At 34.9% G+C, this 21,254-nt stretch carries 34 protein-coding genes and 1 tRNA gene; 21 read left to right on the top strand and 14 right to left on the bottom strand.

The window, feature by feature from the left end:
- Nucleotides 1–149: 149 nt before the first annotated feature.
- The 7 genes from plsY to GQ593_RS06590 all read left to right on the top strand — a co-directional run bounded on the left by plsY (nt 150) and on the right by GQ593_RS06590 (nt 4,953).
- Nucleotides 150–740, top strand: coding sequence for a glycerol-3-phosphate 1-O-acyltransferase PlsY (gene plsY / locus GQ593_RS06560; protein WP_442903594.1), 591 nt, complete (start codon nt 150–152; stop codon nt 738–740).
- A gap of 208 nt (nt 741–948) precedes the next feature.
- Nucleotides 949–1,554: a recombination mediator RecR gene (gene recR / locus GQ593_RS06565; protein WP_160402609.1), complete on the top strand. Its 606-nt coding sequence runs from the start codon at nt 949–951 to the stop codon at nt 1,552–1,554.
- Between the two features lie 110 nt (nt 1,555–1,664).
- A complete protein-coding gene (locus tag GQ593_RS06570) occupies nt 1,665–2,483 on the top strand; it encodes a pyridoxal phosphatase (RefSeq protein WP_160431321.1) in 819 nt (272 codons plus the stop codon).
- Between the two features lie 22 nt (nt 2,484–2,505).
- Nucleotides 2,506–3,216 (top strand): tRNA pseudouridine(65) synthase TruC, encoded by a 711-nt coding sequence (gene truC / locus GQ593_RS06575; RefSeq protein WP_160431322.1) that lies wholly within the window; start codon nt 2,506–2,508, stop codon nt 3,214–3,216.
- A 141-nt stretch (nt 3,217–3,357) separates the two neighbouring features.
- Nucleotides 3,358–3,774 (top strand): DUF4878 domain-containing protein, encoded by a 417-nt coding sequence (locus tag GQ593_RS06580; protein WP_160431323.1) that lies wholly within the window; start codon nt 3,358–3,360, stop codon nt 3,772–3,774.
- A gap of 82 nt (nt 3,775–3,856) precedes the next feature.
- Nucleotides 3,857–4,468, top strand: a complete 612-nt coding sequence (locus GQ593_RS06585; protein ID WP_160431324.1) for a YiiX/YebB-like N1pC/P60 family cysteine hydrolase — start codon at nt 3,857–3,859, stop codon at nt 4,466–4,468.
- A gap of 411 nt (nt 4,469–4,879) precedes the next feature.
- A tRNA-Cys gene (locus tag GQ593_RS06590) sits at nt 4,880–4,953 on the top strand.
- Nucleotides 4,954–5,033: 80 nt separating this feature from the next.
- Here GQ593_RS06590 and GQ593_RS06595 read toward each other — a convergent pair.
- Nucleotides 5,034–6,056, bottom strand: coding sequence for a tyrosine-type recombinase/integrase (locus tag GQ593_RS06595; protein WP_160431325.1), 1,023 nt, complete (start codon nt 6,054–6,056; stop codon nt 5,034–5,036).
- On the bottom strand, nt 6,040–6,264 hold the full coding sequence (locus GQ593_RS06600; protein ID WP_160431326.1) for a DUF4224 domain-containing protein: 225 nt from the start codon (nt 6,262–6,264) through the stop codon (nt 6,040–6,042). The genes GQ593_RS06595 and GQ593_RS06600 overlap by 17 nt, the downstream gene beginning before the upstream one ends.
- A gap of 316 nt (nt 6,265–6,580) precedes the next feature.
- Between GQ593_RS06600 and GQ593_RS06605 the strand changes: the two genes are divergently transcribed.
- Nucleotides 6,581–6,943, top strand: coding sequence for a hypothetical protein (locus tag GQ593_RS06605; RefSeq protein ID WP_160431327.1), 363 nt, complete (start codon nt 6,581–6,583; stop codon nt 6,941–6,943).
- A gap of 64 nt (nt 6,944–7,007) precedes the next feature.
- Here GQ593_RS06605 and GQ593_RS06610 read toward each other — a convergent pair whose 3' ends face one another.
- The 12 genes from GQ593_RS06610 to GQ593_RS06660 all read right to left on the bottom strand — a co-directional run bounded on the left by GQ593_RS06610 (nt 7,008) and on the right by GQ593_RS06660 (nt 14,989).
- On the bottom strand, nt 7,008–7,421 hold the full coding sequence (locus GQ593_RS06610; RefSeq protein WP_160431328.1) for a single-stranded DNA-binding protein: 414 nt from the start codon (nt 7,419–7,421) through the stop codon (nt 7,008–7,010).
- 121 nt (nt 7,422–7,542) lie between these two features.
- Nucleotides 7,543–8,223, bottom strand: a complete 681-nt coding sequence (locus tag GQ593_RS06615) for a ribonuclease H-like domain-containing protein (RefSeq protein WP_160431329.1) — start codon at nt 8,221–8,223, stop codon at nt 7,543–7,545.
- Nucleotides 8,223–8,864 carry a Rad52/Rad22 family DNA repair protein gene (locus GQ593_RS06620; protein ID WP_160431330.1) on the bottom strand — a complete coding sequence of 214 codons (642 nt, stop codon included), beginning with the start codon at nt 8,862–8,864 and terminating at the stop codon, nt 8,223–8,225. The genes GQ593_RS06615 and GQ593_RS06620 overlap by 1 nt, the downstream gene beginning before the upstream one ends.
- Nucleotides 8,851–9,012: a hypothetical protein gene (locus tag GQ593_RS06625; protein WP_160431331.1), complete on the bottom strand. Its 162-nt coding sequence runs from the start codon at nt 9,010–9,012 to the stop codon at nt 8,851–8,853. The genes GQ593_RS06620 and GQ593_RS06625 overlap by 14 nt, the downstream gene beginning before the upstream one ends.
- A 182-nt stretch (nt 9,013–9,194) precedes the next feature.
- Complete coding sequence (locus GQ593_RS06630) at nt 9,195–9,593, bottom strand: hypothetical protein (protein WP_160431332.1); 399 nt, start codon at nt 9,591–9,593, stop codon at nt 9,195–9,197.
- Between the two features lie 143 nt (nt 9,594–9,736).
- Nucleotides 9,737–10,006, bottom strand: a complete 270-nt coding sequence (locus GQ593_RS06635) for a hypothetical protein (protein WP_160431333.1) — start codon at nt 10,004–10,006, stop codon at nt 9,737–9,739.
- A 910-nt stretch (nt 10,007–10,916) separates the two neighbouring features.
- Nucleotides 10,917–11,831, bottom strand: a complete 915-nt coding sequence (locus tag GQ593_RS06640) for a hypothetical protein (protein WP_160431334.1) — start codon at nt 11,829–11,831, stop codon at nt 10,917–10,919.
- Between the two features lie 811 nt (nt 11,832–12,642).
- A complete protein-coding gene (locus GQ593_RS13985; protein WP_272914599.1) occupies nt 12,643–12,777 on the bottom strand; it encodes a hypothetical protein in 135 nt (44 codons plus the stop codon).
- Nucleotides 12,770–13,693, bottom strand: a complete 924-nt coding sequence (locus GQ593_RS06645; RefSeq protein WP_160431335.1) for an SDH family Clp fold serine proteinase — start codon at nt 13,691–13,693, stop codon at nt 12,770–12,772. The genes GQ593_RS13985 and GQ593_RS06645 overlap by 8 nt, the downstream gene beginning before the upstream one ends.
- A gap of 55 nt (nt 13,694–13,748) precedes the next feature.
- Nucleotides 13,749–13,952, bottom strand: a complete 204-nt coding sequence (gene yidD, locus GQ593_RS14075; RefSeq protein ID WP_160431336.1) for a membrane protein insertion efficiency factor YidD — start codon at nt 13,950–13,952, stop codon at nt 13,749–13,751.
- The gene (locus GQ593_RS06655; RefSeq protein ID WP_034910092.1) at nt 13,939–14,184 is read right to left on the bottom strand and encodes a hypothetical protein; all 246 of its coding nucleotides are present in this window, start codon (nt 14,182–14,184) and stop codon (nt 13,939–13,941) included. Before GQ593_RS06655 ends, yidD begins: the two co-directional genes overlap by 14 nt.
- A 106-nt stretch (nt 14,185–14,290) precedes the next feature.
- Nucleotides 14,291–14,989, bottom strand: a complete 699-nt coding sequence (locus GQ593_RS06660; RefSeq protein WP_160431337.1) for an XRE family transcriptional regulator — start codon at nt 14,987–14,989, stop codon at nt 14,291–14,293.
- 127 nt (nt 14,990–15,116) lie between these two features.
- Between GQ593_RS06660 and GQ593_RS06665 the strand changes: the two genes are divergently transcribed.
- The 13 genes from GQ593_RS06665 to GQ593_RS06720 all read left to right on the top strand — a co-directional run bounded on the left by GQ593_RS06665 (nt 15,117) and on the right by GQ593_RS06720 (nt 20,827).
- Nucleotides 15,117–15,353, top strand: a complete 237-nt coding sequence (locus GQ593_RS06665) for a helix-turn-helix domain-containing protein (RefSeq protein WP_160431338.1) — start codon at nt 15,117–15,119, stop codon at nt 15,351–15,353.
- Nucleotides 15,354–15,360: 7 nt separating this feature from the next.
- Nucleotides 15,361–15,630, top strand: a complete 270-nt coding sequence (locus GQ593_RS06670) for a hypothetical protein (RefSeq protein ID WP_160431339.1) — start codon at nt 15,361–15,363, stop codon at nt 15,628–15,630.
- The gene (locus GQ593_RS06675; protein WP_160431340.1) at nt 15,617–16,372 is read left to right on the top strand and encodes a hypothetical protein; all 756 of its coding nucleotides are present in this window, start codon (nt 15,617–15,619) and stop codon (nt 16,370–16,372) included. The genes GQ593_RS06670 and GQ593_RS06675 overlap by 14 nt, the downstream gene beginning before the upstream one ends.
- 2 nt (nt 16,373–16,374) lie before the next feature.
- Entirely contained in the window at nt 16,375–17,031 is a 657-nt protein-coding gene (locus GQ593_RS06680) for a hypothetical protein (RefSeq protein ID WP_160431341.1), read from the top strand.
- 168 nt (nt 17,032–17,199) lie between these two features.
- Nucleotides 17,200–17,382 carry a hypothetical protein gene (locus GQ593_RS06685; RefSeq protein WP_160431342.1) on the top strand — a complete coding sequence of 61 codons (183 nt, stop codon included), beginning with the start codon at nt 17,200–17,202 and terminating at the stop codon, nt 17,380–17,382.
- 2 nt (nt 17,383–17,384) lie between these two features.
- Nucleotides 17,385–17,828: a recombination protein NinB gene (locus GQ593_RS06690; RefSeq protein WP_160431343.1), complete on the top strand. Its 444-nt coding sequence runs from the start codon at nt 17,385–17,387 to the stop codon at nt 17,826–17,828.
- Complete coding sequence (locus GQ593_RS13625) at nt 17,828–17,977, top strand: hypothetical protein (protein ID WP_202115398.1); 150 nt, start codon at nt 17,828–17,830, stop codon at nt 17,975–17,977. Before GQ593_RS06690 ends, GQ593_RS13625 begins: the two co-directional genes overlap by 1 nt.
- Before the next feature lie 159 nt (nt 17,978–18,136).
- Entirely contained in the window at nt 18,137–18,424 is a 288-nt protein-coding gene (locus GQ593_RS06695) for a DUF1364 domain-containing protein (RefSeq protein WP_160431344.1), read from the top strand.
- Nucleotides 18,421–18,777, top strand: coding sequence for a RusA family crossover junction endodeoxyribonuclease (locus GQ593_RS06700; RefSeq protein WP_160431345.1), 357 nt, complete (start codon nt 18,421–18,423; stop codon nt 18,775–18,777). Before GQ593_RS06695 ends, GQ593_RS06700 begins: the two co-directional genes overlap by 4 nt.
- On the top strand, nt 18,774–19,127 hold the full coding sequence (locus GQ593_RS06705; protein WP_160431346.1) for an antiterminator Q family protein: 354 nt from the start codon (nt 18,774–18,776) through the stop codon (nt 19,125–19,127). Before GQ593_RS06700 ends, GQ593_RS06705 begins: the two co-directional genes overlap by 4 nt.
- Before the next feature lie 269 nt (nt 19,128–19,396).
- Nucleotides 19,397–20,134 (top strand): BRO-N domain-containing protein, encoded by a 738-nt coding sequence (locus tag GQ593_RS06710; RefSeq protein ID WP_160431347.1) that lies wholly within the window; start codon nt 19,397–19,399, stop codon nt 20,132–20,134.
- A gap of 98 nt (nt 20,135–20,232) precedes the next feature.
- Nucleotides 20,233–20,532 carry a type II toxin-antitoxin system RelE/ParE family toxin gene (locus tag GQ593_RS06715; RefSeq protein WP_065582615.1) on the top strand — a complete coding sequence of 100 codons (300 nt, stop codon included), beginning with the start codon at nt 20,233–20,235 and terminating at the stop codon, nt 20,530–20,532.
- Complete coding sequence (locus GQ593_RS06720; protein WP_034945255.1) at nt 20,525–20,827, top strand: addiction module antidote protein; 303 nt, start codon at nt 20,525–20,527, stop codon at nt 20,825–20,827. The genes GQ593_RS06715 and GQ593_RS06720 overlap by 8 nt, the downstream gene beginning before the upstream one ends.
- Nucleotides 20,828–21,254: the final 427 nt, after the last annotated feature.

Below are 21,254 nucleotides of genomic sequence, written 5' to 3' on the forward strand. Positions count from 1 at the left end.
ATAAATAGAACGGGCAAGGTATGAGGCCCGTTTTATTATACTTTACTAGCACCTAGGGTTAGATATAGGTTTTAACGTGCTGATTAGTATTTAGTATGTTCCGATTATCAAAGGCGGCAAATGAAAGGAGGGATATTGTGGCATTTCAAATGGTATTAATGATCATAATGGCCTATTTTATGGGATCGCTTTCTGGTGCTATGATTATCAGCCGTATCATGCATTTGCCAAATCCTTCAGAACACGGTTCGCACAATCCTGGAGCAACCAATATTTTACGGCTTAATGGTAAATTACCTGCCATTTTTGTGTTAATTTTTGATATGTTAAAAGGTACTATTCCGGTTTATATCTCTTATCGACTAGGCATTGCTCCTTTCTTTTTAGGTATTATAGGTATTTTTGCTTGTTTAGGGCATATGTTTCCCTGTTTTTTTCATTTTCGTGGTGGTAAAGGTGTTGCCACGGCGTTAGGTATGATGGTCCCCATAGGATTTGATTTTACAGGTTGCTTTATTTTAACTTGGTTACTTACATTACTCATCACAGGGTATTCTTCCGTTGCAGCAATAGTTGGTTTTCTTATGGCGCCATTTTATGTTTGGCTATTCAAACCAGAGCTTACTTTACCGGTTGCTATGCTTTCTTGTTTGATTATCATCCGTCACAACAGTAATATTATGCGCCTTTTAAAAGATGAAGAACCAAAAAGTTATTATCATAGCAAGAGCAAAAAATAATCTAACATTTATATGCAATCAGTATCAATTTAACGATTGTTTCTAAAAACAGTTGTCGATAAGTATTATTTTAACTATTAATTTTATGTGATTTTTTGCAACTTTTATCATTATTAAATTAAACAAATAAAATAATTCTTGTTTGATAGATTATTGAAAAAAGGTATTATTAACATAAAATTCAAATATGTGAGAACCAAATAAATTCATGCAAATAAGTCCATTATTAGAATCACTTATGCAAGCACTACGTTGTTTACCGGGCGTTGGTCCCAAATCGGCGCAACGCATGGCCTTTCATTTATTACAACGCAATCGACAAGGTGGCATAAAATTAGCTCATGAGCTACATGAAGCGATGATAAATATAGGTCATTGTAAAGAGTGTCGAACTTTTACCGAACAAGAAACCTGTACGATTTGTGCAAATATCAGGCGTCAAAGTAGTGGGCAGCTTTGCGTTGTCGAAACTCCCGCTGACATCGTTGCCATTGAACAAACAGGACAATATAGTGGTCGTTATTTTGTATTGTTAGGTCATCTATCACCATTAGATGGTATCGGTCCAAGCGATATTGGTCTTGATTTATTGAAAAACAAGTTAGCATCAGAATCGATTAACGAAGTGATTCTAGCCACTAATCCGACCGTTGAGGGTGATGCAACCGCCAACTATATTGCGCAGATGTGTACAGATTTCAATGTGACAGCAACAAGAATTGCTCATGGTGTTCCAGTTGGCGGTGAGCTTGAAATGGTAGATGGTACTACCTTATCGCATTCATTTGTTGGGCGTCAAAAAATTGAGTTTTAAGTTTTGCGTAGTTTTAATATCCACTTGTAAGGTTGTTATTTAACCATTAAGTAGGTACAAGTACTTAGCTAATTTTTATAGTAAAAGTTATAAATAAAAAGAGGTATTATATGAACTATAAAGCTGTTGCCTTTGATATGGATGGCACGTTGCTAGCCAGTAATCGTTTAGTTTTGCCAGAAACAGTTGAGATGATAAAAAAAATCAGTGCTAAAGGTGTAAAAGTGATTTTAGTATCGGGGCGTCACCACTCTGTAATTTATCCATATTACTATCAACTCAAATTATCAACCCCCGCAATTTGTTGTAATGGATCTTATCTTTATGATTTTGAAAAACGAAATTCTTTTGCCGCTAAACCAATGACTAAAGATCAAGCAAGAATGCTATTAAAACTAGTTAATCATTATGGCATCCATACTTTAGTTTATACTGATCAAATGATGACTTATGAAGTATTAGATGATCATCTAGAAGGCTTTTTTAAATGGGTGAAATCATTGCCCGAATTTTTACAGCCAGAAATCAAAAAAGTAGCGAGTTTTGAAAACGTGATTGAACAATCTGGTGCTATTTTTAAATTTGCAACTAGCAGTCATAACCTTCCTGCTCTACGGCAATTCTCAAATGCGGTGGATGCGCTAGATGTGTTTTCGTGTGAATGGTCTTGGTCAAATCGAGCAGATGTTGCGGTTAAAGGTAATACTAAAGGAAATGGTTTAACACACTGGGCTGAACATGAAAATATTGATTTAAGCGAAATAGTCGCTTTTGGCGATAGTTATAATGATATTAGTATGTTATCTATTGCTGGATTAGGGATTGCTATGGGGAATGCCGATGATGAAGTAAAAGCAAAAGCAAGTTATGCTATTGGCGATAATAATAGCCCAAGTATAGCTGCTGAACTTGAAAAGCTATTTTTCTAATTGGTTTTCAATAAAATAGACTATGTTTGAAATTCTCTATCATGATAATGCTTTAATTGCGATTAACAAACCCTCGGGTTGGCTTGTGCATCGCAGTTGGTTAGATAAAAAAGAAACAGTTGTTGTTATGCAAACATTACGAGATCAGATTGGCCAACATGTGTTTCCCGTACATCGACTTGATAGACCAACTTCAGGTGTGTTGCTGTTTGCCCTTTCTAGTGATGTAGCAAGACTCATGTCAGAACAATTTGCCACAAAACAAATTGAGAAAACATATCATGCTGTTGTGCGTGGTTATCTTGAGGGTGAAGCTGTGATCGATTACCCTTTAGTTGAAGAGTTAGACAAAATTGCTGATAAATTTTCTGATAAAAATAAACCAGCACAAGATGCAGTGACTTTATATCGAGGGATTAGCAAAATTGAACTTCCTATTAAAGTTGGTAAGTTTGATACTGCAAGATATAGCTTTGTTGAATTAACACCACAAACAGGGCGTAAGCACCAATTGCGTCGTCATATGAAACATATCTTTCATCCTATTTTAGGCGACAGTAAACATGGCGATCTTCATCAAAATCGTGCTTTTGCTAACTATTTTGGTGTTAAACGCTTGATGTTACATGCGAGTAAGTTAGAGATTTCTCATCCTCTTAACCATAAACCAATCGCTATTGAAGCTAAATTAGATCAAAATTGGCAAGATATTCTTGTAAATTTTAAAAAGTAATGTTTCAAAATAAAGTTGCTTTGCGATTATCTTATTACATAGTATTATTTTACCTCTTTCCTTTGATGCTATCTGTATAGTTTAATCGACAGGAAAGAATGTAAAATATTTTATAAATTAAATTTGATAATGGAAATAAAAATGAAATTACTAATGAAATTCTTAAGCGTTTTTTTATTGGCACTTATTGTTACAGCGTGTTCGACTGAAGATACTCCAGAAAAAGTATCAGAAAAATTTATCACAGCAATTTATAAAGGTGATACAGATACCGTTATGAATCTGATCAATTTCCCTAAAGATGATAATAACAAAGGTATGGATATGACAATGTTAGTGAAAAGCAAAATGCAAGAAGCGATTCAAGAAGAGAAAAAATTTGCTGATGAACATGGCGGTCTTGATAAAATTGAGTCTGCACCTGCAGAATATATTAATGATGAAAAAACCATGGCTAAAATAAAAGCGACTGTTTTTTTCAAAGATAATACTAAAAAAGATCTATATGACATATCAGCCATCAAAATTGATAACAAATGGATGATTAATCTTAAATAAAAGGTAATATAGCAATCAATATCGATTGTTATATTAGAAAGGGTAGATACTATTTGCCCTTTCTAGTTAAGAAAGAATTTTGATGAACTATTGTCGTTTTTTCTCGATTATTTTTATTATGCTGGCAACGGTTGTTTTTGCTAATGAGTCTGTTTATTCTTCAAATCCAACCTCTAAATTGCCTTATTCAGTAAAAGTAGGGGATTGGATTTTTAGAAAAGGTATACAAACCGATAGTCTTATTGTCAAACAATTAGGTGGTGGTGATTTTTCACATATTGGCATGGTTATATCGATTAACCCCGAAATTAAAATTATTCATGCGACCACGAGTGATGATGACAAATTTCCTAATCAAGTGATTGTATCGACCTTACCCGAGTTCATAGCTCCTGAATTCGCCGAAAAATATGCTATAGCAAGACCTAATTTTTTATCTGATGTACAACAACAGCAAATTGTTAGTGATCTTTTAACACAGCAAGGTAAAGCCTTTGTCTTAGCTCCTCGCGAACAGCCGCATCTTTATTGTACAACATTACTTTTTGACTCCATCACTAAATTCCATCCCAATTTCAATGTTGAATGGAAGTTCACTGACTTTCCATTATTAAGTGGTGTTTATTTATTCCCTAACGCATTTGCAAATTATCCGGATATTACTTGGATCTACAAATATCCAGAAACACCATAATAACTTGCCATGAAAGCTATATGAGTGAAATAAAATTTAACCGTATTTAGTGCCATCTTAGTTCGTAGACAATGCTATATACCTAGGTTACAATTAGATCACAATATTATGCGAAGTGTCTAGTCATAGGTTATAAAAGCATTTAATTTATTATTAAATATATTTAATAATAAATTGGTTAATAATAAGATTAGATGAATAAGATCACGCTATAGAGTAAAAGCCCCCCTAATAGCGCCGATAGTTGGCTTTTCATGTATAATGCACTAAGTTTTAAAACTTGTGTCAAAAGTAAATAGATTTTTAGTAATCAAATAAAAAAGAAGTGACTGCTGTAATTATAATCTATTTGAACTTGACGACTAATAAAGCCAATGCTAATATTTACAGCCTATTCAGATAGGCCTGTACGGCGCGTTGGCAGAGTGGCCATGCTGCGGATTGCAAATCCGTCTACCTCGGTTCGACTCCGGGACGCGCCTCCATTTTTCATCAATAAAATTAATAAGATAAAATCTTGTCATTTTAAAATCATCAATATTTAGAATTAACTTAGAATATACAGTTAGAATAAATCTTCTTTTTTGGGTGGGTTTAACGTCGGTGTTATTTTCACTTTTCGGTCGTATGTATTAACCTGAGCCTCGGTCTTATGACCACTAAATAGCTGTTTATCTTTAGTTGCTCCGTCGTAGTCCGAAATAGCTTTAGCTTTGATATCGTGAAATGTGCAATTGATTTTTCTGCCCAGCTTTTCTTCTGCTTTTCGTTTTGCATCCAACCAATATGAATTAAATGTCTTCTGGATTAGTTTACCTCCTGATTTATTTTGTAGCACGAGAGAATCGGAAGAAGATGGCGGAAACAGTTTTTTAGCTAAATTAATTGCGTCCGTTAGTCGTTCTGTCCATTGTTTGATTTGCTTTTTCCCTGTTTTACCTTGTTTTATGTAAATACCCTCTTTGAGTATTTGGCTGTGCTTTAGCTTGAATATATCACCTTCCCGAACTGCGCACAGATACGATATTTCCATCGCTACTTTTAGTATATCGATCGCTTCATCATAAATCGTGTAATACTCTATGTCTTCAATGTACTTATCTCTTGTTTGAATGCTGAATTTTTTAATGCCAGCGCAGGGATTCATTTTACAATACCCACGTTCGTACCCCCAGCCAAATGCTACAGACATATAAGATAATTCATGGTTTGCCTGCACTTTGCTTTGCTCGCCTCTAATGTCCATATAGCGTCTTATATGCTCTGGTCTAATATTATTAACGTTTATATGTCCAAAAACGGGCAATATTTTTTTAGCTCCTCGTAATTTATCCTCTTGCGAGCGTGATGACAGTTTATGAAAAGCGGCACTATTTAAGTGCATGCTCCACAGCTTACTAAACGTCATTTCCTCTTTTTGTTCAGCAATAACCCCCTCATACTTCGCCCACAGCTCTACCATGCTCATATTTATCGAGCCTAGTGTGACGGTTTTGTTTTCTCTTGTTTTGAGGTAGTATGAATATTTATTTTTTGATACACGAGGAGGGAGGATATTGTCTTTTTTGTCTTTACGGTTCCTTGCCATTTAAAGCTCCAAAATCAGGCTCTTGTTGTTGTTTTTGTTCAATGCTTACCTTTTGATTCAATGATGAACGCAAAATTATCGGTTTACCAAGCAAATTGATATGAAAGCAAAATTTGTTTTCTTTTAACCATTGTATTTGTAAATTTTTTCTTTTTTTGCCAGTTAACATATGCAGTTCATCATCTGTTAATATAATTGATTCCGCCATAATTACCTCTGATTTTCATCTCTCATCAACAAATAACACTTAGTAATTTTCTGTATTAAAATGTTCTGATTTAATTTTTAGTTTGTGTGTTGTCATGGTTGTTTCCTTTAGATAATAGTTATCGCACGCCAAATAATTAGCGCAGATATTTGTAAAATTAATAGAATAGGGTGGTATAAAACGAGTTTGCTTCAATAAAAGCTTTATTTTATACTTTGTTAAGTACAATTTACTTCATTTTGATTTTTGAACTTTCAAAAACAATATAAAAAAAGTGTTATTAATAAAAATTAATAGTCAAAGAAAAGGGATTCTTATGTTGAAAAAGATAATATTACTTTCGATGTTATTTTCTACAGCTGCACAAGCTAAATTTATTCATCCAATGGACTTTGATGGTTCGGAGGCTCAAAAGCAAGAAGTTATCGAATATATTAAGGCTAACGTAAAAAAAGATTATTGTGAACAACTAGATATGTGCCAAGCTTCCAATTTGAGAATGATGGAGCAAGAAAATTTAGATGCATTTAAAAAAGCTACTAAGGCAAAAAATAGAAAAATAATGGATCAGGTAATTAAAGATTATTGTAAGAGTGGTTTAGATATGTGTAGTTATAGCAACATACTAATGATGTATGAAGAAAACAATAAAGCCGACAATGAGGAATTATCTTGGTAGATGTTTCATAATGTTGCTCACAATAAAAAACCGCTATATGAGCGGTTTTATTTAACTTGTTTATTTAAAAAGGTATATCGTCATCAACATCCATCGGTGGTTCTGGCGCAGTTGCTTGCGGTTTAGATTGTTGAGGCTGTTGACTGTTATTTTTATCGAACGTTAACGCTTCAAAATCATCAACTATAAAATAAATAGCTGTTTTGTTATTGCCCTGTTGGTCCTGCCATTTATCTGTTTTGTATCGAGTTGTAACACGAATAAAAGCACCTTTACCTTTATCTCGAACTTTCTCAGCAATCTTGCCGAATGCTCGTAAATTAGCCCAATCGGTTACATCTTCATAACTATCACCATTCTTCTTATAGCTACCAATTGCCATGCTGAAATTAACGATTAACTTGTTATCAGCGGTGTAACGCTCCTCGATTTTCCCGATTCTGCCAGTGAATAAACACTGATTTAAATTATTAGCCATTTTCTTGCTCCCCTAATGATTGTTAAATTAAATTTTTGCAAATTGTTCTTTGATATTTTTAGTTAATCTAGTCATAATTTTTCCTTTAAAAAAAACGTTACTTGGATGGTTATTAACTTAATTAAGTTATGTTTTGAAACGTTATTCTTTTATAAATGGCTCGGACTTTTTCAACATCACCAGTGCAGTAGTCTGCAACTTGTTTTAATTTCCCTTCTTTCACAAAATCCCAAACCTTGGAGCCGTCTATTTCATCTCCTTTTGGCGGTATACCGAGTGACAAGCAAACCTCATTCAATGACACGTAATTACGTTTACCAGCCCATTCTGTCATTGTGTCGAATATATACATATTGTTATATGATTTACTATTGAGTGGTAAAAATGATGGCGGTTTTACACTTAGCACAATTGCACGTTGATAGATAAATCTTAGGTCGAAATTTTCGATGTTGTGCCCAATAAAATGCGGTGTTATATCTGCGCTTGGTCTATAACACTCAATCAAGTCATTAAAAAATGATTGTAATATTTGTTTTTCAGATGATGCCCAGTCATCAAAATAAATTACCCTTACATCTCCGTCGTTGATTGCATAACCAATACAAACAACTTGACCAAAACCGCCGTTTAAAGCGGTTTTTCGATATGCTTGTTCTTTGTTTTCTTCAATCCAAGCGCTTATTGATTCAGGCTTCTTGTAAGAGGCTGGCGCTGTTAAACTGTTTTGAATGTAATTTTTGATGTCGTAAGACTGAGCAGGAATAGTTTCTATATCAAAATAAATATTAAATTGTTTCATTATTGTTTACTCTCTAGTTTATGTTTATATCTATCACTCAATGATTTGAGCCGATCACCTATACCCAACACATCACAACGTTTATAGTATTTTGCGTAAACCGTTCTTAGTTCATCCTCTGACTTACAGCTAGACGCCTCACTACTAAATAGCGACAAAATATACTCGCTTGGTAATGCCCAATCTGGAAGAGTTGGAGTTTCCCACCAAATATACGCCCCGTCTTTTGTTTTCGTTCTATTCCAGCCATCAACCTTTTCCAGCGAAGTTTTAGTAAAACCCTCTTCTAAATCATAAAGATATCTTCCGATTCCCCACTGGACGCCTGCCCGTTTCATTGCTCCAGATATACCGCCTTTAACTGCTTCTATCTGAGTGTTTTCTGCACCATCTTTTTTCGTTATCCACTCACCATTAATTTTGATTTTAATGCTGCACATAACCCCCCCGTCTGGGGCAGGGTGATAATCGTTTTGCCAATTCTCTTTTCCGCAAACTTCATCAAGTCGTTGTTGAATAGCTCTGTTTGTTACATACGCTAAAACCATACACCATGGTTTATTATTAGAGATACCGCACTGTTGTACTCTCCACTCAATATCTTTAGGGTGGAACGGCGCGTCTAATTTAGCTAATTCCATAAATCACCTCATTTAAATGTGTGTCGTTTTCTTGTTTTTGAATAAGTAAGTTTGCTAATTCTGTTAAATCAACCTTATACGATTCAGCTATATCAATAATCATTCTTGATTGAATAGGTAGCGAGCTATACACTTCTTCCCATGTCATTAGCTTTACTCCGTTGCTACTTCTAACATCCAGCGAATCAGCATAAACAATCCGCCCAGCGTCAAAACGTAGGTACAAAAAAGAGCGTACATTTGCTCGCCCTTAGTCATTTTGTAATTTAGTCTGAATCGGTCTGTGTCATGTACATTACAGCCGACATGGTCAATCGGTATTGTATTCATTTAGACGTCCTCTGGTCGCTCTGTGAGAGAGAGACGCCAGCTAACTCCGTCGATGTTTATTGCTAAAACGCTGTAGCAACCTCCCCATCCCTCATAATCAGTCCATGTGATTCTAACCTCATCAATAGAAGGCTGATGGTTAAAAAAATACACATAACCATTACTGCCCAATACTGCCCATTTCCATTTTTCATTAATCAGCGCCCACATTTCTCGTGAAATAGGCAACGGTGTCGGTTGTGGTGCGATGCGATATTTTATATCTAATGAAACGTAATCAGAGTCTGCTAAGCGCCAATCGTCATCAATTTTATATTCAACTTGTACACCTTGCATTTTTGCTAATAAAATCTGTACCATGTGCTCTTGATGTTCATTCTGTGGTGTTAATTTTTCCATTACTCACTCCTCAATTCTTCGAAAAACCAATCTGTTATGTTTTCTAAATCAGAAGCTCTCAGCGTCAAAATACATTAGGTCATCCCAAAAAAGCCCTCAAAAGAGGGCAAGCGGATGTAGTATGTGCTCGTCTTTCCGAGCTGTCAGAATCTCTTGCTATACTCAGTTTTTGCTTGTGAATAGCATATGTCGGTTATAAATTGGTCATAAATTTCTTTGTCGATTGTTTTGCTTTCTAGTTTTATTTTTAGTAGCTCTACAATTTGCCAATCATTATCGTTACCGAAATTTTTAATTAATTCTTCGGCTCTAGTCTCAATCCAATCATCTTTAGCGTCTTGCATTTCGATATCGCTCATCATTTTGCAATATGCTTTTTCGTAACCGTTCTCTACAGTTCTATGTAATTGCATAACTCACCTCGAAATTTGGTAGTTTTAATTCATAAATTCACTCGTAAATAAGTTTGTGAATAATATATTTGGCAGTATAATGCGTTTTATTTATACAAAAGGGAATGATATTAATATATTCAATAGATTAGTTAAGGGAGAGCTTAGCCTAACCGTAACTTTTTGGGTGTTTGGTGTTTTTGTTTTTTTTGTTTTGCAGTTATCAACATTTATAATTTTTTGTTTATCTAAAAACTCAGTTTATGGAGCAGGGCTAATATTTTTCGTTTTTTAGCTAGGTGCATATTGATGTTAATGACTTCAATAGGGCTATGGAAAATGCTACTAAACAAAAACTCTGTTTGGGCACTTTTAGCTTTCCTATTAATGGGGTTAGTTTTAATTTATACTTGCTCAGATATAATCGCAGCTGCAAGAGTCTTTTTGAGAATATTATCACGCATTTCATAATTTATTTGTAAGCTATTTGCTAATTATCAAACTAGATGGCTCTCGTTGAAAGACATTTGGTTTGATTATTTATCGTGTCTTATTGCCGTCATCCTGACCCGCCAAGCACCCGACGCATGGTTTAAAGTCGCGCCGTTCGACTATCTATCAAAACCGCTGTACTTTCATATGCTCCAGCTAGCTACTTGAATCTCGCTTAACTAATTAAGTAACTCGTGGTATTGCTTAATTCTTTTGTTAAGTTGATTTGTTTTGATGTGGTATTACAACATAAGTTGTCATTAATATCAACACCTAAAGTTGTTATTGTTTTTAATTAAGTTGTTAAGTTGTTGTTTTTGTGTGATTGATTGTTATTCGTTTGCTTGTTTTTTAATCAATAAATTGTTTTAAAGTTGTGGTGGGGGTTTTAGGTGTAAAAAAAGCCCACGCTAGGTGGGTTGGTTAGATATTGATTAAATCATACCTTTGGTAATTCAGGTCTTGTAACGGATGAAAGAATTAATTCGGAGCTTGATGGTGGTAGTACGCCGGCTGCTTCTTTACTTGATAGATAATTAAGAAAATGTTTTGTAATGTAAGTACCGTAAAGCCATTGTCTAAACTCTCCAAGAGATTCTACTGGATATATCCATGCGTCAATTGTAGCTGCTCCTTGGGGATATGTTTCTGGATATTTATGTGTGTGTTTTTTTCTACAGGAATATTTGTTGTCAAGATCATTTTTACACCAATATTTCCCCCATATTTTTCCGACACTTAAATCTGGAACTGATGCACTATTAAATTGAAATTTATTTTGTATTAAATGAACAACAATATCTGCGATTTCCCTAAAAATCGAAAAATAGCCGAAGGGTATTTGATCATTGAGTATAATTCTATCTCGATAATTTTTCCAAGCGTCAGGAATTAAACTAGAAGGATCATAACCAGACCTATTATAAATAAACTGCCTTAGTGATGATCTGGCTAAAACTCTATAATTATATAAGGCTGTTTGGTTTTGTGGTTTAGCTTCGAAAGCATAATATTCTAATATTGCCATACAAACAGCGTCAGGATATGCGTTTTCTCCAGAAGATCTATTTCTTGTCGTTTTTACATATAAATGATCTTTTCTATAACCTTGTTCTGAAAGAATTTGATCAATTTTCCTTCCCCTAGGTTTACTTTTTTCTTGACTCCAATCATCTGTTAAAGCATGAATAACAGAAGGAACTACTCCACATACTGATGCTAATCCTCTCATCGTTAAATATGGTGTTCCATCACTTAGAACCCCCATCTGTATGCCATCTACCTCAACTTCAACAACAGATGGCAATTCTAAACCATATTGTTCTCCAAAACTTATATTTTTACTCTTATCCATTTGATTTCCTTATATTTATTACGTTCTTTAAAATAGTTTAAAATTTAACCAAAGCCATGTTTTATATTATCTATTATGTTCAATAAAAAACACTGAAGGGGTTTTTATTTTGTTAAGCGACTTTAGCTATGCTTAATGCAAATTTATACCCATCATTGTATGCGGTAAAAGAATCTTTATGCCTGACACTACCTGCTTGACTGTACGGGATGCTATCTAAAACTGAATCATCAATCGCTTTAGGTATTCCATTTACTGCATGAAAATACCCTAACTCAAATGCACAGCCAGCGCATTTATGTCTGCTAAATGTACCTTGATATTCAGGTAATGATTACGAAGTGAACATCGTAACGGTGTGCCTTATAGCATATAGGTGAATAACCCATTTTTAATACCTCTCTGAGTGATAAGCATTAAATAGGGCTTTACTTAAAAAGAAAACGAATATAGAATAACTATCGAGATCTCGCAATAAAGCCCATAATGCTTTATTTTTTTGTATTAGCCCGATATTGGCGTATCGGGCTTTCCCATATTTAGTAGTTTATGATGCTACTAACCACTAAATATAGATCAAATTATACCCAATAAAATAAAAAGCTTCAATAAAAAGATCAGCTTAAAGCAGTCTATTATCAACAATAAGGTTATTTTTTATTTTTTGCTGAAAATGGTGTGGGAAATAAGAAACATCCTTAGGATGTGATTAATGAATGATTAGCGGTATGTAAAAAAGTACAGTTAATTTTTAGATAAGTATGAAAAACCCGCGCTTAGCGGGGTTTATAACTAATTATTTAAAGATAGTTTAATATGTATTGATGCTTTTTCTTCTTGCTTCTTCTACTTTTCTGGATGACTCTTTGGAATATTCAATAGCTTTCTTTGCTACTTCATAGCTATTTTTTGTATATTCTTCCCAATTATATCGTTCACTATTCATTACCACTCTCTGTAATTGGTTTAGATTCATCATTTTTATTCAACTCCGCTTGTTTGTCTTTGATTACATCGGTTAAATCGATTACATCCGGTGCACCACCGAGATCTATATTTGCTCTTTCTAGCTTTATTATAGCTAAATCATCTAATTGTTTGATGTAATAATCATTATTTGGAGATTTTACATTCTTAAATAATTTGCAAGCCTCACATCTATCAATTACAAATCCATGATCTGGGTACCCCATTGTGAGTTTACCTAAAACATCATTGTTTATTAGGTTTTTACTTTTATTTGCTAATCTTACACCATATTCTAAACAAATTTCAAGAGCCCTTTGATGTTCTCCAACTTTCATTGGTTCAATTTGACTTGCAATGGGAGATATAACGCTATCAGTTAGTTTCTCTGCTATTTCTGCGGATAATCTTGTACTTATTCTTATTGAATATCTGATATCTTTAACGTAACTATTAAACGAATTTATAGCTCTTTCTTGTAAATGGTTAATTGCTTTGAATATATCTAACCCAGAATTTCTTGCGCCAATTTCATCTTCTTTCTGTAGTTGTATATCAAGCGGACCTAATTCCCCTCGATTACCTATAAATAATTGATTTGCTGAAATTGTTACCAACGTTCCTGCACTTTTACAGTATGAGGGAATTAGAACGTTGACATGATCAGAATAATAGTGCTGTAATGCTCTTCCTATTCTATATCCTGAATGTGGATCCCCTCCAAATGTTACTAATATAAATATAACAGATTTTGCTAATTTACTATTTTTTCTTTTTTCCTCAATTAGGTTTGTTAATTTCTCATACCCTTCTCTATATATACCTCCATAATAGAAATAAACATCATAATTATTATCTTTAGTTTCTTCTGATTTTTTTTGTTGCTGTTTTGCCATCTATTTTCCTTATAAGCTTATTTATATTTCATTTTAATAACCGCCGAAGCGGTTGTTACGGATAATCTTTGCCGCCATTTGGTGGTTTACATCTCATTAATCTACCTAATGTCATTTTCCACCCTTTGAATACGCCATATTTTTCTATTGCTAATAAGGCATATTCTGAGCAAGACGGCTCAAATTTACATGCTGAGCGAATGCGATTGGGGGCTATCGCTCTATATAGATATATTAATTTAAAACTAAGCCACTTCACGTCTAAAGATAATCACATAATAAATAGAATATTCTTCTTTCTTTCCTAAAAGAGATGCAAGACACCCTGGGGATGTTCTTACTCCAACGCTTTCAACGCTTACAAATTCCCAATTATCGTTGGCTTTGTTATTTATTATTTCACGCAAATAAGCTCCAGCTTCATTGCCTTTATCCTTTTTTCCGACATTAATATTTGGTGGAATTTGAACTGTTTCATAAATATAACGCATTGTTTTCTCCTTGAATTATTATTTAATATATATCTAATCATGGTTATCTGTTTTATTCACTAGAATAACCTCTAAGCGGTTAGCCGTGTTTTCTTAATAGCATTGATTACATTTCAAACGAACAATGAAATACTCGCCCGATTATTTGTATATTTTTTGCATCATCGATTTCATCAGGAAATTCTTCTGAGTTGTAAGAAACAATTCTAATTTTTCCTGCTGGTAATAAATACAATCTTTTTAGCCGACACAATCCGTCTTGGCATATTGCATAAACATCGCCATCACGAATATCTTTTTGTAGTGTGTTCACCGCAACAGTTGCTCCGTCTGGAATAACGGGCTCCATGCTGTTTCCTTTAGCTGGAAAACAAATGACAAACTCTTTTTGTGCGTTTTTTCTTCTAAAAAAAGATTTGCTAAATCTGAGCTTATATCCGTTGTGATCTTCTGTACTTGAACAGCCATGTCCTGCTGCAAGTTCAATTGATTTGAAATATGGAACTTCAACTTCATCATCATTTAATGGGGTTTTATCATCCCATTCGTCTACGTCTCTTGTTGATAATTCATCCATCGGCGTTCCGTCTCGTTGCTGTTTAAGCTGAGGGCCTTCTCCTTTAGCTAACCATTCCACCGAAACACTTAAATAATCAGCGATCTTCAATAGATTTCTATTTGATTTTGTTTTGCCTGTCATTAATTTCCATATTGTGGTTTGAGACATACCAATAGCCTCTCCCAGCTTTGCCTGAGAAATCTTTTTTTCTTTCATTATTGAGGTTAGTCGATCTGCTAATGTCATTTTTTAAGCTCCTTTTTCATTTAAATAAAATACAACCAAAGTTGTATAAAGTAAAACATCTTAAGTTGTTGACACAAGTAAAAACAAAAGTTAATATTCACAACATAAGTTGTTAAAAGAGGTTTGTATGAAAAATAAAGCAATTGAGAAAGCCATTTTAATTACGGGAAGCCAGAAAAAATTAGCTGATGCGTGTGGAAAAACTCAGACATCAGTATGGAAATGGTTGCACGGATTGTCAGATGTTAGCCCTGAGCATGTTCATTTAATAGTGAACGCAACCAATGGGGAAGTTGCCGCTTGCGATATCAGACCTGATTTGCCTGAGCTTTTCCCAAGAAAAATAGTTAACAATCAAGATTGAGATGAATATGCAATTAGACAATCCAAAATCACAACAAGAGCGCGTTATAGCGGTTTGTAGTGACGGTAAATATCGAACACTAGACGATATTCAACGCGAGATTAAGAAGCGTTTTAACCAGTTTGATACTACACCAGCGATTAGCGCAAGACTTCGCGAGACTGGTCGATTATTCAAATATGGCTATGTGAAAGATAAGTATCACAAAATCAATGAGAAGACTAAAAAGGCTTGTTATTACTACACGTTGAAGAGGGTAAGCAATGAACGCAGTTGAAACATTAAAACTAATAGGGCGTCCGAATGCCTATTATCCTAAGCTGGCTAAACCACTGGGTGGTGTGAGTTCTGCTGTTTTATTCTCACAATTATTTTATTGGCAAGATAAGGCTACGTCTGATTTTGGTGTGTATAAAACACGGGATGAACTTGAAGATGAAACAGGCTTAACACATAACGAACAGCGAACAGCCATAAAAAAACTATGTGAAAAAGGCGTGTTAATTGTTACAGAAAAGAGGTTAGAGCATAAGACTTTTTACAAGATTGATAATGAAAAAGTTAATCAAGTTTTGAGCGATTTCGCCAACTCTATAACTCAATCATCACGACAAATGAAAAGTAGTTGCCCCGATCTCTACAATGTAGATGTCGAGACGACTACAAAATCAAGTTCGTTATATCAAGAGAATACTACAAAGACTACTACAGAGAATACTACAAATAATATTGCGGATAAACCGCAACAGCCAAAGCGACCTTGTCAGTTTCCTGATGAATTTAAACCGAACGATCATCATCGAGATATAGCGATGAATGAAAACATCAATCTGGATAACGAGTTTGTCAAATTTAGAGATTACTGCTTGGCTAACGGTAAAAAATATATTGATTGGAATGCGGCTTTTAACAACTGGTTACGCAATGCTAACGGTTATAAAAAATCAAATAAACCACCAGCTAAATTCATGACCCTTGCCGAGCGTAACAGGGCAGTTTTAGAGAGTATGAGGGCTTAACCATGGCAAAGATTACAGATGAATTTTTAGCGGTTATTGGTGGGTTGCTTGAAGTTTACGGGCAGCAAGCAAGCACTGTCAAGGTCAATATTTACTGGTCAACACTTGGGCAATATCCGATTCAATCGTTAAAAGCCGCTGCGCATGCTTGGGTGCTTAAAAGTCAATTTATGCCTAAGCCTGCGGATTTAATCAAGCTAATGGGTGGTTCAAGTAATCATTTATCACCAGATGAAGCATGGTCGATTGCAATACTTGCTAGCGATGAAACCAATACGGTTGTTTGGACTAATGAAATAGCAAAAGCATGGTCACAAGCAGAGATTGTCTACCGAAATGGCGACAAAATTGGAGCAAGACGAACGTTTATTGATGCATATGAGCGAATGGTTGATGAATCGATGATGTACGGACGTATCGTTGAAGTGTTTGTTTCGCCTGGTAGCGATAAAGCAAAGCGTGCTGATGCTATAAACCATGCTGTTTTTACTGGGCTATTAACGCAAGAGCGAGCTAATCATTATCTACCAAAACCAGAGAATACATTTGCAATGCTGGAATGTAAAACTGAGCAGGGAGCATCAAGTAAAAGCATGATGCATATAGCTAGCATTAAGCAGATGTTAAAAACGGGTAGAGCTTGTGTTGCGGAGAGTTAACCTCTGCCCGCTCGGACGTTATCACATGCTAGACAAAATAGCGTACGACTATGTGAGAGCGATAAGAGAGCGTGGAGCAAATACGACAAAGATTAAGCAGCAGTTAGCAGAACGAGTTAAAAAATATTCAGAAGCAGATAAGGCAAAATTGAGGGAGTTGATACAGAAATGGCTTACAAAATAACAGCAGAAGTAAAAAAGGGTTGGCAAGCGTGGGGAACTGTTGTGTTGCATCGTAATTCAAAACTCACCGAAAAAGGTTTAATTAAAACGCTGGCTACAGTTAAAAACTCATTCGGCAATACTAAAGTTGATGTTGAAGTGCGTAATTTTGAGTGTGTAAGGGTCTAGAAGTGATTAAAGAATTTCGATTAACACATGAACTAGCACGCACTACAGCGATTAACGTAATAAATCAATTGCCAGTTGATAGCGAGCGTCCATTGCGGATTGTAATTGATGAAGACAATCGCACGTTAGCACAAAATCGCATGATGTGGGCTGTTTTAAATGATATCGCAAAACAAGTTGAATGGAATGGAGAAAAGCTCACAGCAGAAGAATGGAAGCATTTAATCACGGCTAATTTACACGGGCAGAAATGTGTAAAGGGAATTCAAGGCGGACTGGTATTTATAGGGCAATCAACGCGAAGAATGAATAAAAAAGCATTTGCTGATGTGGTGACTTGTGCTGAACAGTTTGGAGCTGAAAATGCCGTTATATTTAGCTCAGATGCACAGGAAGCAATCAAACTAGCAGAACAGTACAAAGACCAATTATCAAAGGTGGCATGATGAATAAAGAACACAAAGAACAACTGAAACGATACGAAGAAAAAGAGCAAGAGTTAGAACGAGCAATCGCAATAGTTAGAGAACAACGCAGAGAATACATTAATCAGCATAATTTAAACAGGGTTAACGACAATGCCGAAGAAACATAAACTAATCAAAACTGGTTTTAAATGCCCTGAATGCAATGGTGCTTGTTTATATAACGTTGATTTGGATTTATTTGTTTGCAATAGACCTCTAATTGGCGTTAACGGCGAAGTAAAAGGCTCTTGCGGTAAGTTTTACGTGGATAAAATAAGGGTGAAACAATGAGCAGACTAACTAAAGAAGCAAGAGGGCGAGAGTGCACGGTTCGATTGCCGTGCTGCAATCATAATCCAGAAACTACAGTTCTAGCTCATTACAGACTGGCAGGAACGTGTGGCGTAGGTATGAAACCGAATGATTTGCAAGGAGCATGGGCGTGCTCAGCTTGTCATGATGAAATCGACCGCAGAACAAGAATATTTGAGAATGAATTCGTTAGATTAGCACACGCTGAGGGTGTAATTAGAACTCAGGATATACTAATCAAAGAGGGGAAGATTAGATTATGATTCATCTGACCTTGCCATATCCTCCAACGGTTAATCATTATTGGGGAACGGCAGGAAAGCGAAGATATATTAAACCTGACGGTATTAAATTTAGAAACGCCGTTGTAGCTATCGTATTGCAGAATAAAGCTAATAAGAAGTTATCTGAAAGGGTAATGGTTGAAATTAAAGCTTATATGCCAGATAGAAGAAAACGGGACCTAGATAATATAAATAAAGCTATTTTTGATGCATTAATTCATAGTGGTGTCATTTTGGATGATGAGCAAATAGATGTATTACACAGTGAAAGAAAAGAAGTTATCAGGGGTGGCAGAATAGAATTATCTATAAGTAAATTGGGGGAACAATGAGAGAAACTAAAGATATTTTAACAGCATGGAAAAACACCCGTATATTAAAAAGAATGGGAACCGAATACCCCTCAAAATCGGCAGGTATTGATGGTGCGCCAATGGATTTTGATTATCGTCAGTATTTAACCGAAGATGAAGCTGAAATTGTTGATAATGCGGTGTTAAGACTTAAATCCGATAATGTTGAACACTGGGCTGTATTAACAGCTTTTTATCTTCGTGAAATTTCATGTAGTAAGCAAGCGAGAATATTAGGTAAAAGAACGGATGATATAACAAAAATTTTGTTTGCTGCTGAATGTTTCATTCGTGGTCATATTATTGAATTATTCCCAAAGGTGGCATAGTTGACAATGAACATAATTAAATTGTATAGTAATCGCACGTTAGCAAAATCTAACGTCAGACGTGGAAATCTGGAATTGTACAGGAGCGCAGCCGCTCAACGCGGTATTTTTATGCGTGTATCCTAGCCATACCTATTCAATGGTGGGCTGGATAGGTCAGCCGAAAGGCTGGCTGGTCTTCCTGTAAGCCAGTTTCCACACCTGTCCAGTTCGCCTCCAAGAGCGTGGAAACTCTAGAGGTGATTAAATTATTTACAGGAGATTTAATCATGTCAAACCAATTATCAGTATTTCAATTCCAATCTTCTTATGAAGTCCGTATTCAATTAATTAATAATGAGCCATTCTTTTGCTTAAAAGATGTTTGTAGTGTTTTAGACATCAAAAACCATAAAGATTTATTAGCAAAACAGATTGACAATAAGGGGGTAGAGAAAATCTACCTCCCTACAAATGGCGGTAATCAATACGTTGTATTTATTAATGAGCCAAACTTATACCGAGTGATATTTAGAAGCAATAAGCCAGAAGCTAAACAATTTCAAGATTGGGTATTTAATGATGTACTTCCAACAATCCGCAAAACAGGTGCATACTCAGTTGTTGATAAATCAAATTACATCACATCACAGCAATTGCAAGATTTAAAACATATCATTAATAATATTTCAAATGCCTTTTTCTACACTGAAGCATTCACGCAAGGAGTTTGGAAAATGATACGTGACGCAACTGATGCTGATAGTATTCAACATATAAGAAAAGATAGGCTTTACTTAATAAGCGCAGAAATTGAAAAAATGTTAAAAGTAACTCAGATGTATTTAACGTTGAGGCGAGATACTGAAAGCGAAATTATTAAAAAGATTTTCAGGAACCACAACGATCAATATATTATCTTGTTCAATGTAAAACATGAACATGCTTACTTTTTGTCAAATCTAGATAAGATGCATGAAATACACCTAAACGATTTTAATAAAAAATTAATTGCAGATATCAAATAACACAATACAAAGGGCTTAACGCCCTTTTTAATAAAATAAATATTGATTATTGTATCCAAAAGTATACAATCTTTAATAAATACAAGATTGGTGTATGTATGAATATAATTAACCAAACAGAAATTTTCGAAAACTGGTTAGAACGCTTGAAAGATTCTAAAGGAAAAACAGTAATAACAGCAAGAATTCGAAGAGCTGCTTTTGGTAATTTTGGTGATCATAAATTTTTAAGGGATGAAATTTACGAAATGCGAATTACTGTTGGTGCAGGCTATCGAGTATATTACGCAAAAGATGGAAATATTACTTATCTCTTATTATGTGGTGGTGATAAGTCAACACAAAAGAAAGATATAGACAAAGCAGTAAAACTTTGGAAGGAGATTAAAAATGGTTAAAGTGACGCAATTTGATGCGGCAAAATTCCTTAATACTGATGAAGAAAGAGCAATGTATCTTTCAGAATTTTTGCATGAGGATATTTCATCAGAAGAATTTATTGCCGCACTTAATGATGTAGCTCGTTCAATAGGTATGACAAAAATAGCAGAAGAAGCAGGTATCGGAAGAGAAAGTCTATATAAAACGTTATCAGCGAAAAAACCTAGATTTGACACTATGCTTAAAATTATTCATGCGTTAGGTATGGATCTACAAATCACAGCAACAAGAAAGGCTTGTAATATTCAATAAATACTTGACTGTACGGATATACGGATAGATAATATATATATGATGCGGTTTTGAACGCATAGAATTTAAGCCCACTGAAATAGTTGGGCTTTTTGCTATCCATATGTGAGTAATTTTATGAGAACACGAGCATATAGACGACACCAAGTTAAGCGATGCCTAGATAATAGAAAGCATGATTTTTATTCAGGTGATTCTAGAAAGTCGCTAAAAAGGCATGTAACAACACCAACAGCTTGCTCTTGTTGGATGTGCGGCAACCCAAGACGACATCTTAACGAGTTAACATTGCAAGAACATCGATCATTACTAAATTTAAAAGAAAGCCTCAATTAAGAGGCTTCAGATTGATGACAAAGAACTCGCTTTTTGGCGAGTTCTTTGATCTAATAGAGAAGAGTCCATGATAAGAGGAATTCTTCTATGC

Source organism: Gilliamella sp. Pas-s25 (assembly GCF_009795885.1).
Taxonomy (GTDB): Bacteria; Pseudomonadota; Gammaproteobacteria; order Enterobacterales; family Orbaceae; genus Gilliamella.